Source organism: Paraburkholderia phymatum STM815 (assembly GCF_000020045.1).
Taxonomy (GTDB): Bacteria; Pseudomonadota; Gammaproteobacteria; order Burkholderiales; family Burkholderiaceae; genus Paraburkholderia; species Paraburkholderia phymatum.
This window is the reverse complement of the sequence record NC_010623.1, coordinates 2618134-2632023: the sequence shown is the minus strand read 5'-3', so window position 1 is coordinate 2632023 and position 13890 is coordinate 2618134. Positions and strand designations below refer to the sequence as shown.

The window sequence follows — 13890 nt, the reverse complement described above, 5'->3', positions numbered from 1 at the left end:
GTCGCCTCCCATTTGCAAGGTGATTGTGCGTGGCGAGGAGGGTGGTTGCGGAATTATCCGGACTCGATCGCGGGCATACCCGCCGGCCCCGATGGATTGCGTCGCAAAGGTCGTGCTCAGATCGTGCGTGCAACGGCTTTCCGGCGGGGCGCGAGGGTCGAAGGGGCGCGGGATCACACGGTGAACCTGGATCGCCGATGGCGACGTTCCGGAGACCGCAGTCATCGCAATCTGCTTGTCAGGAGATTTTTTTTCTTTCTGTTAAGGGATAAATGGGAGTTTTTTTGAAAAAAAATTCTCTCAGCGCTCCCGTAGGATGCTTCACATGCGAGGCGAACTGCGAGAGCGAGCGCTTCCACGGCCGCGCCATCGACAACAAGAGAACGAGGTTTCGTGCATGAACTATCTGCTGCGCCTTTTTCGCGCACACCCCAACTCGGTCGACGAGACCTACCTCCAGCATATGAGGATGGCGTTCTCGTTCGGGCTTCCGATGTTTATCGCGTCACTCGCGCTGGTCGTGCATGCTCTGTTTCCCTTCCTGTTCGTGAAGACTGGGAGCAACGTCGTGACTTCGCTCCATGAACGCATGATCGCAGCCAGAAAAAGACAACGCGCGAGCGCCTGAGCGGTGCGGAAGTCATTCCGCCGTTACGGGGATATCGCGCCGCACCGGATCGCTGCCGTACGCATGTTGATCTGGGAGCGTTCGTCGAATCGACTGGTTACCAGAACCTGATTAATTGAAACCGGCTGCCATGAGGCTACCGGCGAGGAATAGATATGCGGTCCGAAACATTTTTGCTTCACGGAGCCTACGATCCGGATACCTTTGGCGGCGTTGTTAATCCGCCGGTCTACCGGGCATCGACGATCGTTTTCCGTGACATGGAAGACATGGAAACGCGCGCCAAGGCGATGTCCACCCCGGAGGGCCAGGAACTGTGGTATGGCCGAAAAGGCACGCCGACAACATTTGCGTTGCAGGAGATGCTGGCCGGCCTGGAGGGCGGGCACCGTTCATTACTGGTCTCGTCGGGTCTCGCGGCCTGCACGAGCGCGATCATGGCGTTTGCCAGAACAGGCGACCACATTCTGATCTGCGACAGCGTGTACGGTCCAACTCGTCAATTTGCCGATACGGTTCTCAAGCGCTGTGGCGTCACGGTGACCTACTACGATCCGCTGATCGGGCCTGGCATCCGTGAACTTTTCAGGCCCAACACGACTGTGGTTTTTCTGGAGTCGCCCGGTTCGCAGTCGTTCGAGGTGCAGGACGTCCCGGGGATCTGCGCCGAAGCGCGCAGGCGGGGCGCGAAGGTTGTCATGGACAACACGTGGGCGACGCCGCTGTTCTTCAAGCCATTCGAGCATGGCGTTGACGTCTCGGTACATGCGGCGACGAAGTATATCGTCGGCCATTCGGACGCGACGATGGGCGTGATCACCGCCAACAGGGAAACATGGAGCACGGTGCGCGAGTACGTGTTTGCCGCCGGACTTCATGCGGGCGCCGATGACGTCTATCTCGCGCAGCGTGGTCTTCGTACGATGGCCGTCCGTCTCGAACGGCATTTCCGTCAAGGCGTGGATGTCGCAATGTGGTTGGCCGGTCGCCCGGAAGTGGAGCGCGTGTTGCATCCCGCATTGCCGGAAGCGCCGGGGCACGCGTTCTGGGCGCGCGACTACACGGGCGCATCCGGCCTTTTCAGCGTCGTGCTGAAGCCCGGGTTCAGCCGCGAAGCGTTCCGCACATTCATCGACAGTCTGAAATTGTTTGGGCTGGGCTTTTCGTGGGGCGGATACGAGAGTCTCGTGATGCCATTCGATCCCCGTCACGAACGACCGGGCTGTCATTGGCCTTATGACGGTTTCTCGTTCCGTCTGCACATCGGACTTGAAGCGAGAGAGGATTTGATTGAAGACCTGGAGAAGGCGTTGCGCTTTCTGCATGCGCGGTAGAGCAAGTATGTTTATTTCAAGGAGGGGACAATGAAGTTGAAGACTACGGTTAGCGTGCTTTTGCGTGGCGCAGTTATTGCCACGGCGTTCAGTTTTGTGAGCGCAAGCGCTCATGCGCAGGATCTGCTCGAAACAGTCAAGTCGAGTGGCGTACTGCGAGTTGGTTTGGAAGGGACCTATCCGCCGTTCGACTACAAGAATGCCAGCGGAGAACTCGAAGGCTTCGACGTGGACGTCGCGAAGGCCGTCGCCGCCAGACTTGGCGTCAAGCCGCAATTCGTTCCCACCGAGTGGAGCGGCATTCTCGCCGGGCTGCAGGCCGGGAAGTTCGACGTAATCGTCAACCAGGTCACCATTACTCCACAACGCAAACAGGCGCTCGATTTCAGCCAGCCCTATACGTTCTCGGCAGCGCAGTTGATTCAACGGGTCGACGACAAACGCGAGTTCAATTCGCTCGCCGAGTTCAGCGGCGATAAAAAGCTCGGCGTGACGCTCGGTACGAACTACGATCAGATGGCGCGCACCGTTTCGGGCATCAACGTGCAGACCTACCCTGGCGCGCCGGAGAAGCTGCGCGATCTGTCGGCGGGACGAATTGACGCGACGCTCGACGACCGGCTGATGCTGCCGTACATCATCAAGACTTCGAAACTCCCGCTGCGGGCTGGTGATGTTGTGAAAGGCGCCGAGCAGGAGATGGGGATCCCGTTCCGCAAGGGTAACCCGGGGTTCGAGAAGGCGATCAACGACGCTTTGAGCTCGATGAAACAGGACGGGACGTTGAAAAAGATATCTATGCACTGGTTCGGCTCCGACGTAACACAGCCGGTCGCCCAGTAGGCGTTTTCCTCTTCATTTTTTGTGGCTCCCCGGGTCCGGCCGGGGTGACGCGTCCGCGCGGCAGATCATCTCATGACACCAATCGACCTTGTTATCAACACGCTGCCCGTGCTCCTGCTGGGGGCGATGGTTACCCTCAAGTTTGCGCTGGCCTCGGCGGTGCTCGGCCTGCTGGTCGGCTTCATCGTCGCGATCATGGGTATCAGTGGCCAGCCCATCATCGCGGGGATCGCGCGAGCCTATGTCAGCCTCATGCGAGGCACGCCACTGCTCGTGCAGATTTTCGTCGTGTACTACGGCCTGCCCGATCTGGGCATCTCTCTCGATCCGACCAGCGCCGGCATTCTCGCGTTGACGGCTAATGCTGGCGCCTATCTGTCGGAAAGCATGCGCGGCGCGATTCTCGGGATCAGTCAGGGCCAGTGGGGCGCGGCGCATAGCTTGGGTCTGACGCACATGCAGACGCTGCGCTACGTGATCTGTCCGCAGGCGCTGCGCATGGCCGTGCCGAGTCTGGGCAATACGCTGATCAGCCTGATCAAGGACACATCACTGGTGTCCGTGATTACCGTGACCGAGATGCTGCGTGCGGCGCAGGAAGTCATTGCATCGACGTTTCAACCGCTGCCGCTGTATCTCGCCGCGGCGGCAATATACTGGTTGCTCAGTACCGGGATGTCGTGGGTGCAGCGGCACGTCGAAGTGCGACTTGCAAGAGCACATGTGCGCTGAGAGGCAACAGGCAACGCGTGGATCATAAGGATATTGCGATGATTGAACTCAACGACGTGTCGAAGTGGTACGGACAGTTTCAGGTTTTGACAGGCTGCACGACGGCGGTGAACAAGGGCGAAGTGGTCGTCGTATGCGGTCCATCCGGGTCCGGCAAGTCGACGTTGATCAAGACGGTAAACGGCCTGGAACCATTCCAGCAGGGCGAGATCATGGTCGGCGGTCAATCGGTCGGGGACAAGGGTACCAATCTGCCGAAGCTTCGCGCGAAGGTCGGGATGGTGTTTCAGCATTTCGAGTTGTTTCCGCACCTGTCCATTACGGCAAACCTGACGCTCCCGCAGATCAAGGTATTGGGCCGGGATCGGGACACGGCAACCGCGAAAGGTCTCGCGTTGCTCGACCGGGTTGGGCTGCGTGCGCATGCGGACAAGTACCCAGCCCAACTGTCGGGGGGACAGCAGCAGCGGGTCGCGATTGCGCGGGCGCTGTCGATGGATCCGATCGCGATGCTATTCGACGAACCGACGTCCGCGCTGGACCCCGAGATGATTAACGAAGTGCTCGACGTGATGATCGAACTCGCCGAGGAAGGCATGACTATGATGTGTGTGACGCATGAGATGGGTTTCGCGAAGCGGGTCGCGCATCGGGTCCTCTTCATGGACCAGGGGATCATCGTTGAAGACGCACACAAGGACGCGTTTTTCGGCAATCCGCAGTCAGAGCGAGCGAAAGAATTTCTGATGCGCGTGCTGCCTCATTGATGCCATCGTGAATGCGCAGACCCGGCGACAACTCATCGGGGATCGACTTCGGAGTGAACGACTGGGCGACTTTCAACGGTCTGGACCAGAAAATAATCGACGCATTGTGTGCCGATGCGCGGATTCCGCTCGCGGTGCTGGCCGACAGGATCGGTGTGTCCCGGCAGGCGGTCCGCAACCGAATCGACCGGCTCGAAGCGCTGAAGATCATTGCAGGCTATACCGTGCGGCTCGCGTTGCCCGACGACATCGCGCCCGTGGGTGCCGTGATGCTGGTTTACCGCAAGGACCGGATGCGCGGCGCGGACGTGCTTGCCGCGCTCGAACGGATCGCCGAGGTGCGCGATTGCGCGGTCCTCAGCGGCGAGGTCGATTTGCTTGTGCAGATCGAGGCAGCCACACACGAGCGGATCAGCGACATCTGGGCGACGATCAGTACGCGACCGTGTCTCACGGTCCTGCTGGACGGATTTCCGCCTCTGTTCGTGAGCCCACGCTGGGGTCATGCCACCAAGGCCCTCCCGTTTGTCGGGATCGGACCTGGAATCGGAATCCGTTGTCATGGAGTTGCCTGGAGACGGTAACGCTTGCGGAGGCGTCACTTGCTACCGCCAACCGCTGCCCCGGAGCGGTAGCGCAGCAAGTGATCCGTGCCAGACTCCGACAGCCAGACTTCGCCCGGCCTGCCCATCATCTGGCGTACGTTCGCGTGTGGGCGGGGCAGCGCAAACGTCTCGAATCGTTCCGTTCGTGGGTCGAAGCGCACTAGCGCGTTAGCGCTCCATTCGCTGAGCCAGACGATATCCTGGTCGTCGACGAATATCGCATACGCATGAGAATTCGAGCCCGGCAGTTTCCATTCGCGCCACCGATGCGTCGCCGGGTCGAACGCTCCCACCTTGCCTGCGTTCCACTCGCTGATCCAGACTCGTCCTTTTGAATCGGACCATGCCCGGCGCGCTCCCTGTTCCGGTGTTGGAGGCTCGATGACTTGCGCCGCTCCTGTCACCGGATCAATGCGGCCGAGGTAGCTGCCAGCCAGTGAAGCGAAGTACAAGCTGCCGTCAGGGGTGACACAGATCCCATAGGCACCCGGCCCACGGGGTGCATCGAACACGCGCATACCGCCGCTTTCCGGGTCAAGCTCACCATAGATACCGCCTTGTCCGGTAAACCACAGGTGCCCGCGTTTGTCGAAAACGGCCGTGTTCAGGTTCGCGTTCCGTCGGTCTTTGGGCAACGCGAAGCGCCTGACAGCGAGTGTCTTCGAATCGACGCGCACGATTGCGTTCAGCCCGCCATCGGTAATCCATGCTGCTCCATCCGGGCCGACGATCACGCCGTGCGGCGCAGATCCGTTGCCGAGCGGAATCCGCTCCGTCTTGCCACTGCGCGGGTCGAGCCTTCCGACTGCGCCTTGCGCCTGTGCGGTGTACCAGACGGCGCCGCCAGGCTCTGGCGCGACATCGTGCGGTGCGCTGCCGGAGGGGACGGCAAATGAGTCGAACGAAGGGGATTGAGCCTGTGCTGAAACTGTTGCCCACATCGCGCCGACCAGAACCGAAGCGAAATATCGGAAGAACCGGGATGCGAAGATTCCTTTCACCGTCGCCGAAGCCACTGCATTTGCGATGTGAATCACGTCCGCCTCCATAACCGGATTTGCCTTGCACGCTGGCACCGCCTTATTGTGGCACTAACCGGAAGGATTTTCGGTAGGGCGCAGACAAGGCGTGGCTGCGCCTGCGGAAGCCGTCTCATGAAGGCGAATACGTTAAGTCGGCCACAAACCGACGTCCGACACGCAACGCCAGATGATTTTCAATCAATTAATCCGTTAAAGCATGGAGGACGATGGTGATGGGCGACAACAATCTTTCGCAAATCTACCGAGACTATATCGCCTGCTTGAACAAGCGTGATTGGTCAAACCTGGGAGAGTTTGTTGGAGACGACGTGGAATACAACGGCCAACGAATCGGTTTGTCAGGCTATCGTGAAATGCTGGAGAGAGATTTCCGCGATATCCCTGACCTCCGCTTCAACGTTCAGATGCTCGTTTGCGAGCCGCCGCAAATTGCAAGCCGTTTGCATTTTGACTGTACGCCGATCGGTATATTTCTGGGGCTTCCCGTGCAAGGAAAACGAGTTAGGTTCGCTGAGAATGTCTTTTATGAGTTTCGTGGCCGCAAGATCGTGCAAGTCTGGTCGGTGATAGATAAGATTGCCATCGAGAGCCAGTTGTAGCCAAACATGGGCACTGGCTCAGGCCTATGCTGGATTTGCCGATCAGTAAGTCCAGCGGCAGGTCGAAATATGTCCTTTGCGAATTCGGCATTATGCAAGGAGTTAGAGTGGAATTCATCCGGCGGGCACTTCGACACCGGGATCGATTCAGCGCTGGGTAGCGCACGCGCAGGTTTTGTCGACGCCATCATGTTGAAGCGACAATCACGACGGCGATGTTGAACAGGCCGGCACTGTAAATTGGACTGCGGCCCCTCGGGGCTGGTTGGAACTCGCCCATAACCGGCCGCCGTGCGCGTCGATGATCGAGCGGGAGATCGATAACCCCATACCTAAGCCAGTGGGCTTCGAGGTATAGAAGGGCGCGAAAACCTGCTCGGTGTTCTCGAGAGCAAAGCCAGGTCCTGAATCACGCACGCTCACGAGCACGCAGTCGGAATCGGCGCGCTGTGTCTGGATCTGCAGGTCCCGTATGCCGTCGCTAGCGAAGCTCATTGCCTCCAGCGCGTTGATCATCAGGTTGAGTAGTACCTGTTGCAGTTGCACGCGGTCTCCTTCGATCAATGGTAAATCGCCGGATAGTTGCGTCTGCACTGAAGCGCCCCGCTGTTACCTTAGCGTCGATCAAATGTATCTGATAAAGCAGCTAATGCAGTGTCAGACACTCCGTAAATTAAAAACCACGAGGATCGCGTGGGCGATGATCACACGGTAAACGGATTACCAGCCAAAGCTGGCTGCGCAGTAAAGCCGTTCCAGACTAGCGATACCTTCTCTACGATTGCAAAACAAGCCGCACGATGGCCAACAGGTCGAACCGGCGCTGATCGAACCCGCTAATGTCCAAGGCTTCGAGTCCGTAAAAGCGATTGGGAATCGGCGCGCGAATAGCCCATCAGGGTCCGCTGCCTCATTGAGGCGCAGCTTCATGAGACCGGATATACGTGAGCGATCGACGCGGGGTCTGACACGCGGGGTGTTTGCAAACGAGGAGGAGTCCATATACGGACATTACCATCTGGCCGCTACAAGCATAAATGTTGATAATTTATGTTATGTCAATTCCAGGTTGACTCAAAACACCCACCTAACCAGTCTGTCCCGAACCCGGCACATAGTGCGTAGTCGCCCTCGCGATCGCATCCGATCGACGCGCGCCGGCACGAAATGGCATCGCCCTTGCATCCATCGACCCTCCCGGATTGCGCCCAACCAAAGGAGGTTCACGATGAGTATCGATTTAACGTTCCGTGCCGGCGAAGCAACCGTATTCGCCGCGCCCGGCCAGGTGACCGATGCGATGCCTGAGATTCTGATCGGCCGCGTCGACGGGCCCGTCGGTCACGCGTTCGCGAACATGATGGCGCAGAGCAAAGGACACACGGCCATGTTCGCGATCCGCGCGTGCAATCAGCTGGTTCGGCCCGCCACAATGATGGTGCCCAAGGTGACGCTTCGGGACATGACGACGATCGAATTGTTCGGCGGCGTCGTGCAATCGGCCACGGCGGATGCGATCGTCGATTGCCTGATCGAAGGGATCTTGCCGAAAGACCAGGCGAACGAAATCTGCATCGTCAGTCTGGTGTGGATCGATCCGCGCTGCGCGACGGAGACGAACCTCGACAAGAAGGACATGTACCGGACAAATTACGAGGCAACCAAACTCGCGATCCAGCGTGCGATGAACAACGCGCCGAGCGTGGAGACGCTCATCGCGAACCGCCACACCATCAAGCACGACATGGACGACTGGAGCTGAAACGGCTTCGCCCGCCAGAACGGCGGCAGGCCGCGCGAGCCGCGGCTTGCTATCGGCGGTCGGCCGCGTGCTGCACATTGTCAGCCGACCCATCGCAGCGTGCATTTTCAACAAACCGCTCGCGCGACGAAAGCCCGACATCACGGCATCAGGCACCATCACTTCATGTCGACCGCGTCCGATGCGAGCGCACCCCTGCGCGCCCGCCTTCGCGACGTGAATTCCATCCCCTTGTACGACAGATAACCCATGTTCGCGGTATCGTCCTATCCGCCGTCTTTTTCCGCTTTCATGTACTCGCAATGGTTTCGACAGGACCAGGTCCGATGCCCAACGACATTCCAGAACCCCAAGCCGTCTATGCACCGATCACGCGCAGTGCGATCTTTATCGTCGCAACGCTCGCCGACGGTGACGCGCATGCGGATACGTTGCGCGCCTGGTGCGCGGACATTGCCGCGCTCGTGCGCTCGGTCGGCAAGCGCGTGCCGGCCGGCAACCTGTCGTGTGTGACGGGCTTCGCTTCCGACGCATGGGACAAGCTGTTCGGCGCGCCTCGCCCTGCACTGCTTCATCCGTTTCGCGAGTTCGGTCCGAGCGAGCGCCACGCGCCTGCCACCCCGGGCGACATCCTGCTGCACATCCGTGCGGACCAGATGGATCTGTGCTTCGAACTCGCGACGCAACTCGTGGGGCGGTTGGGCGATGCCGTGAAGGTCGTCGACGAAGTGCATGGCTTCCGCTATTTCGATCAGCGCAGCATGGTCGGTTTCGTCGACGGCACGGAGAACCCGACGGGCCGCGAGGCCGTCGACTTCACGATGATCGGTGACGAAGACCCTGACTTCGCTGCGGGCAGCTACGTGCTCGTGCAAAAGTACATCCACGACATGAAAGGCTGGAACGCGCTCTCCGTCGAGACACAGGAGCGCATCATCGGCCGCACCAAGTTGTCGGACATCGAACTCGACGAAAGCGTCAAGCCGACGTCGTCGCATAGTTCGCTGACGACGCTCGTCGAGAACGGCCAGGAAGTGAAGATCCTGCGCGACAACATGCCGTTCGGGCGGCCCGGCTCGGGCGAGTTCGGCACGTACTTCATCGCGTATGCCCGCTCGCCCGCCCCGATCGAGAAGATGCTGGAGAACATGTTCGTCGGCCGCCCGCCCGGAAACTACGACCGGCTGCTCGATTTCAGCCGCGCGGCGACGGGCGGGCTCTTTTTCGTCCCCTCGGCGCCGCTGCTGGAAGCGCTAGCGGATCGCGAGCCACAGCCCGCAAGCGCGAGCGCGGCTGCGTCTGCCGACACCTTCGCTTGCGCCGAGCCGGGCCACGACGGCTCGCTGAATATCGGCTCTTTGAAAGGAACTGCTCAATATGAATAACCTGCATCGCGAACTGGCACCCATCTCCAGCGAAGCCTGGTCGCAGATCGAAGAAGAAGTGGCGCGCACGTTCAAGCGTTCCGTCGCCGGCCGGCGCGTGGTCGACGTCAAGGGTCCAGGCGGCGTCGATCTGTCCGGCGTCGGCACGGGGCACCAATCGACCATCGCGGCGCCCCATCACGGCGTGATCGCGAAGCTGTCCGAGGTGAAGGCGCTCGTGCAATTGACGGTGCCGTTCGAACTGTCGCGCGATGCGATCGACGCCGTCGAACGCGGCGCCAACGATTCAGACTGGCAGGCGGCGAAAGACGCCGCGAAAGAACTCGCCTACGCTGAAGACCGCGCGATCTTCGACGGCTACAAGGCCGCAGGCATTGTCGGCATCCGGGAGGGTTCGTCCAATACGTCGCTCGCGTTGCCCGCCGATGTCGCCGACTATCCGAATGCAATCGGCGGTGCCTTGCAGCAGTTGCGGCTGGCCGGCGTGGACGGCCCCTACTCCGTGCTGCTCGGCGCCGATGCATATACGGCGCTCGGCGAGGCAAGCGATCAAGGGTATCCCGTCATCGAGCACATCAAGCGCATCGTGAACGGCGAGATCATCTGGGCGCCGGCGCTCGAAGGCGGCAGCGTGCTGTCGATGCGCGGCGGCGACTACGAGCTGCATCTAGGCCAGGACGTGTCGATCGGCTACCAGAGCCATACCGACTCGACAGTGCGCCTCTATCTGCGCGAGACGCTGACCTTCCTCATGCTGACGAGCGAAGCATCGGTGTCGGTGGTGCCGACGGAATAGAGCGAGTCGAGCGATCGGCGCGCGACGCGCCGATGTCGGGCGTCATGTGAAGCGCGACGCGCGGCACCCGTCGTATTACTCCCGAAACCGCGCCCCGTCCCAATCTGCTTGACGCGCCATCTCGACGAATGCGCTCAGATAGTCGATCCCGTGGTCCGCTTCTCGCGTGCCGAGAAAGATCTGCTTCGCGATGCCCTTCTTGCCGAGCTTCAACGGCGTGAGCGGCATCGATTCCGCGTACGCTTGCGCGAGCCAGCGCGGCAGTGCGGCCACGCCCCGCCCGCTTGCAACCATCTGCAGCATGATGTCCGTCGTCTCGATTACCTTGTGCCGGCGCGGCACGACGTTGGCGGGCGAGAGGAACTGCGTGTAGATATCGAGCCGATCGGTTTCTACGGGATACGTGATCAGCACTTGCGTCGACAACTGCTGCGGCGTCACATACGGTTCGTTCGCGAGCGCATGCGTGTCGCCGACCACCAGCACCTGCTCGTAGTCGAACACGGGCTGAAACCGCAGGCCAGGCTTGTTCAGCGGATCAGGCGTGACGAGCACATCGATGTCGTAGCCGAACAGCGCGCCGATGCCGCCGAACTGAAAGCGTTGCTTCACGTCGACATCGACGTCCGGCCAGCGCGCGAGATACGGCGACACCACCTTCAGCAGCCACTGGTAGCACGGGTGACATTCCATGCCGATGCGCAACGTGCCCCGCTCGCCCTGCGCGTACTGCCTGATGCGCTCTTGCGCGTGCTCGAACTGGGGCAGCAGCCGGTTCGCGAGACCGAGCAGATACTGGCCGGCCTGCGTGAGACGCATCGAGCGGCCCTCGCGCGTCCATACGGGCGTGCCGAGTTCCTGTTCGAGCTTCTTCACCGTATGGCTCAACGCAGATTGCGTCAGATTGAGCTTGTCGGCGGCGCCCGTCAGCGAGCCCTGCCGCTCCACCTCCCTGATCAACATCAGATGACTGCGCTCCAGCATCGTTACTCCATGAACAGAATTAATCCATGCATGAAATTAATCCATTTTTATTCATGCATCGAAAATTCTATCATCGCTGCCAGCTTCTCTTTCTGGACGGGGTACAACGACATGGTCACGACACACAACCTGGGCTTTCCGCGCATCGGCGCTCACCGCGAACTGAAGTTCGCGCTCGAAAAATACTGGAAAGGCGAGTCGTCGCGCGCCGAACTGAAGGCCGTCGGTGCGCAGCTTCGCGCGCGTCACTGGCAGGACCAGGCGCGCCTCGACTTCTCACCCGTCGGCGATTTCGCGTTTTACGACCAGGTGCTCGACATGAGCTTCACGCTTGGCAATCTGCCCGAGCGGGTGCGCGGATTCCATGGCGATGCGCTCGACAATGCATTCCGCGTCGCGCGCGGCCGCTCGGCACATGGCGCCGACGATCACAGCGCGTGCTGCGGCGGCGTGGCCGCAGGTGAAATGACCAAGTGGTTCGATACGAACTACCACTACATCGTCCCCGAGTTCGACACGAACACGCAGTTTTCGCTCGATCCTTCGCGTCTGCTCGAACAGATCAAGGAAGCGCATGCGCAAGGCGTGAAGGCGAAGCCCGTGATCATCGGGCCCGTCACGTATCTGTGGCTCGGCAAGGCAAAGGACGGGTCCGACAAGCTCACGCTGCTGCCGCGCCTCTTGCCCGTGTATGCGGCGTTGCTCGACTACTTCACGGCGCAGGGCATCGACTGGGTGCAGATCGACGAGCCCGTGCTCGTGACGGAACTCGACGCGAGATGGCGCGACGCGTTCGTCCCCGCGTATGACGCGCTCGCCGCGCGACGTGTACGCGTGCTGCTCGCGACCTACTTCGGGCAATTGAAGGAGAACCTCGAACTCGCGTGCCAATTGCCCGTCGACGGTCTGCACATCGACGCAATCCACGCGCGCGATGAAGTCGCTCAGGTCGCAGCGCAAGTGCCTGAGACGGCGGTGCTGTCCGTGGGTGTGATCAACGGCCGCAACGTCTGGAAAACCGATCTGAACGCCGCGCTCGCATGGCTCGAACCGCTGCACGCCACGCTCGGCGACCGGCTATGGATTGCGCCGTCGTGCTCGCTACTGCACTCGCCCGTCGACCTGAACAGCGAACGGAAGCTCGACGCAGACATCCGCTCGTGGCTCGCGTTCGCACTGCAAAAGCTCGATGAACTCACGCTGCTGGCCAGTGCGTTGAACAACGGCCGCGCTTGCGTCGAGGCTGAGCTTCTGGCAAACGCCAAGGCAATCGAAAGCCGCCGCGCGTCACCGCGGGTTCACAACGCCGCGGTGAAGGCCGCGCTCGCCCGCATCGACGCGTCGCTCGGTCAGCGCGCCAACGCCTATCCGGCACGCGCCGCGAAGCAGGCTGCAGCGCTCGCCCTGCCCGCTTTCCCGACGACCACGATCGGGTCGTTCCCGCAGACGGCCGACATCCGTCGTGCGCGCAGCCAGTTCAAGGCAGGCGAACTGGATTACGCGGGCTATAAGCTTGCAATGGAGCGCGAAATCACGCGTGCGGTGAAGGAACAGGAAACGCTTGGACTGGACGTGCTCGTGCATGGCGAAGCCGAACGCAACGACATGGTCGAATACTTCGGCGAGCAACTCGATGGCTACGTGTTCAGCCAGTTCGGCTGGGTGCAGTCGTACGGTTCGCGCTGCGTGAAGCCGCCCATTCTGTTCGGCGACATCAGCCGTCCGAAGGCGATGACGGTCGAATGGATCTGCTATGCGCAGGCGCAAACCGCGAAGCCGATGAAAGGCATGCTGACGGGCCCCGTGACGATCCTCAACTGGTCGTTCGTGCGCGACGACCAGCCGCGCTCGGTCTCTTGCCGTCAACTCGCGCTCGCGATCCGCGAAGAAGTGCTGGACCTCGAAAAGGCCGGCGTGCGCGTGATCCAGATCGACGAAGCGGCCTTACGCGAAGGACTGCCGCTGCGCCGGTCGCAATGGAACGAGTACCTGCAATGGGCGGTGGAGTCGTTCCGCATCGCCGCGAATGGCGTGCAGGACGAAACGCAGATCCACACGCATATGTGCTATTCGGAGTTCAACGACATCATCGCGTCGATCGCCGAGATGGATGCCGATGTGATAACGATCGAAACGTCGCGCTCCGACATGGAACTGCTCGATGCATTCGACGACTTCCACTATCCGAACCAGATCGGACCGGGCGTGTATGACATCCACTCGCCCAACATTCCGGATCAGGCGCACGTCGTGGACCTGATGAAGAAGGCAGCCGAGCGTATTCCAGCGGAGCGCCTCTGGGTGAACCCGGACTGCGGCCTGAAGACGCGCGCCTGGGAAGAAGTGATTCCCGCGCTGAAGAACATGGTGGCTGCTGCTCGCACGCTGCGTCAGGCCGTATGATCGAAACGC

At 60.7% G+C, this 13890-nt stretch carries 14 protein-coding genes; 11 read left to right on the top strand and 3 right to left on the bottom strand.

Translation table 11 applies throughout. The features are described 5' to 3' along the window. Positions 1 to 397 precede the first annotated feature (397 nt). The 6 genes from BPHY_RS27425 (at position 398) to BPHY_RS27400 (ending at position 4888) form a co-directional block, all read left to right on the top strand. Positions 398 to 628 (top strand): DUF6356 family protein, encoded by a 231-nt coding sequence (locus tag BPHY_RS27425; RefSeq protein ID WP_012404724.1) that lies wholly within the window; start codon positions 398 to 400, stop codon positions 626 to 628. Positions 629 to 783: 155 nt separating this feature from the next. Then, entirely contained in the window at positions 784 to 1962 is a 1179-nt protein-coding gene (metC, locus tag BPHY_RS27420; RefSeq protein WP_012404723.1) for a cystathionine beta-lyase, read from the top strand. 30 nt (positions 1963 to 1992) lie between these two features. Further along, the gene (locus tag BPHY_RS27415) at positions 1993 to 2805 is read left to right on the top strand and encodes a transporter substrate-binding domain-containing protein (protein WP_012404722.1); all 813 of its coding nucleotides are present in this window, start codon (positions 1993 to 1995) and stop codon (positions 2803 to 2805) included. A gap of 72 nt (positions 2806 to 2877) precedes the next feature. Then, positions 2878 to 3537: an amino acid ABC transporter permease gene (locus BPHY_RS27410; protein ID WP_012404721.1), complete on the top strand. Its 660-nt coding sequence runs from the start codon at positions 2878 to 2880 to the stop codon at positions 3535 to 3537. A gap of 38 nt (positions 3538 to 3575) precedes the next feature. After that, positions 3576 to 4304, top strand: a complete 729-nt coding sequence (locus BPHY_RS27405; protein ID WP_012404720.1) for an amino acid ABC transporter ATP-binding protein — start codon at positions 3576 to 3578, stop codon at positions 4302 to 4304. A gap of 53 nt (positions 4305 to 4357) precedes the next feature. Then, complete coding sequence (locus BPHY_RS27400; protein ID WP_244257695.1) at positions 4358 to 4888, top strand: Lrp/AsnC family transcriptional regulator; 531 nt, start codon at positions 4358 to 4360, stop codon at positions 4886 to 4888. A gap of 14 nt (positions 4889 to 4902) precedes the next feature. Here BPHY_RS27400 and BPHY_RS27395 read toward each other — a convergent pair whose 3' ends face one another. Then, complete coding sequence (locus tag BPHY_RS27395) at positions 4903 to 5850, bottom strand: Vgb family protein (RefSeq protein ID WP_244257699.1); 948 nt, start codon at positions 5848 to 5850, stop codon at positions 4903 to 4905. A 314-nt stretch (positions 5851 to 6164) separates the two neighbouring features. Between BPHY_RS27395 and BPHY_RS27390 the strand changes: the two genes are divergently transcribed. Next, positions 6165 to 6551: an ester cyclase gene (locus BPHY_RS27390; protein WP_012404717.1), complete on the top strand. Its 387-nt coding sequence runs from the start codon at positions 6165 to 6167 to the stop codon at positions 6549 to 6551. A 204-nt stretch (positions 6552 to 6755) separates the two neighbouring features. On the opposite strand, the gene BPHY_RS27385 is transcribed toward BPHY_RS27390, so the two are convergent. Beyond that, the gene (locus BPHY_RS27385) at positions 6756 to 7097 is read right to left on the bottom strand and encodes an ATP-binding protein (protein ID WP_244304906.1); all 342 of its coding nucleotides are present in this window, start codon (positions 7095 to 7097) and stop codon (positions 6756 to 6758) included. Positions 7098 to 7779: 682 nt separating this feature from the next. Between BPHY_RS27385 and fae the strand changes: the two genes are divergently transcribed. From fae to BPHY_RS27370, 3 genes are all read left to right on the top strand, one after another. Further along, positions 7780 to 8313, top strand: coding sequence for a formaldehyde-activating enzyme (fae, locus tag BPHY_RS27380; protein ID WP_012404715.1), 534 nt, complete (start codon positions 7780 to 7782; stop codon positions 8311 to 8313). A gap of 326 nt (positions 8314 to 8639) precedes the next feature. Next, positions 8640 to 9698 carry a Dyp-type peroxidase gene (locus BPHY_RS27375; RefSeq protein ID WP_012404714.1) on the top strand — a complete coding sequence of 353 codons (1059 nt, stop codon included), beginning with the start codon at positions 8640 to 8642 and terminating at the stop codon, positions 9696 to 9698. Next, positions 9691 to 10494, top strand: a complete 804-nt coding sequence (locus tag BPHY_RS27370) for a family 1 encapsulin nanocompartment shell protein (RefSeq protein ID WP_012404713.1) — start codon at positions 9691 to 9693, stop codon at positions 10492 to 10494. Before BPHY_RS27375 ends, BPHY_RS27370 begins: the two co-directional genes overlap by 8 nt. A 75-nt stretch (positions 10495 to 10569) precedes the next feature. Here BPHY_RS27370 and BPHY_RS27365 read toward each other — a convergent pair whose 3' ends face one another. Next, the gene (locus BPHY_RS27365; protein ID WP_012404712.1) at positions 10570 to 11478 is read right to left on the bottom strand and encodes a LysR family transcriptional regulator; all 909 of its coding nucleotides are present in this window, start codon (positions 11476 to 11478) and stop codon (positions 10570 to 10572) included. Between the two features lie 111 nt (positions 11479 to 11589). On the opposite strand from BPHY_RS27365, the gene metE reads away from it, so the two are divergent. Next, entirely contained in the window at positions 11590 to 13881 is a 2292-nt protein-coding gene (metE, locus tag BPHY_RS27360) for a 5-methyltetrahydropteroyltriglutamate--homocysteine S-methyltransferase (protein WP_012404711.1), read from the top strand. Positions 13882 to 13890 lie beyond the last annotated feature (9 nt).

Coding starts and splice junctions, on each gene's coding strand:
- metE (WP_012404711.1), top strand. CDS start 11,590: ATGGTCACGACACACAACCTGGGCTTTCCGCGCATCGGCGCTCACCGC.
- BPHY_RS27390 (WP_012404717.1), top strand. CDS start 6,165: ATGGGCGACAACAATCTTTCGCAAATCTACCGAGACTATATCGCCTGC.
- BPHY_RS27425 (WP_012404724.1), top strand. CDS start 398: ATGAACTATCTGCTGCGCCTTTTTCGCGCACACCCCAACTCGGTCGAC.
- BPHY_RS27410 (WP_012404721.1), top strand. CDS start 2,878: ATGACACCAATCGACCTTGTTATCAACACGCTGCCCGTGCTCCTGCTG.
- metC (WP_012404723.1), top strand. CDS start 784: ATGCGGTCCGAAACATTTTTGCTTCACGGAGCCTACGATCCGGATACC.
- fae (WP_012404715.1), top strand. CDS start 7,780: ATGAGTATCGATTTAACGTTCCGTGCCGGCGAAGCAACCGTATTCGCC.
- BPHY_RS27365 (WP_012404712.1), bottom strand. CDS start 11,478: ATGCTGGAGCGCAGTCATCTGATGTTGATCAGGGAGGTGGAGCGGCAG.
- BPHY_RS27405 (WP_012404720.1), top strand. CDS start 3,576: ATGATTGAACTCAACGACGTGTCGAAGTGGTACGGACAGTTTCAGGTT.
- BPHY_RS27415 (WP_012404722.1), top strand. CDS start 1,993: ATGAAGTTGAAGACTACGGTTAGCGTGCTTTTGCGTGGCGCAGTTATT.
- BPHY_RS27395 (WP_244257699.1), bottom strand. CDS start 5,850: ATGTGGGCAACAGTTTCAGCACAGGCTCAATCCCCTTCGTTCGACTCA.
- BPHY_RS27370 (WP_012404713.1), top strand. CDS start 9,691: ATGAATAACCTGCATCGCGAACTGGCACCCATCTCCAGCGAAGCCTGG.
- BPHY_RS27375 (WP_012404714.1), top strand. CDS start 8,640: ATGCCCAACGACATTCCAGAACCCCAAGCCGTCTATGCACCGATCACG.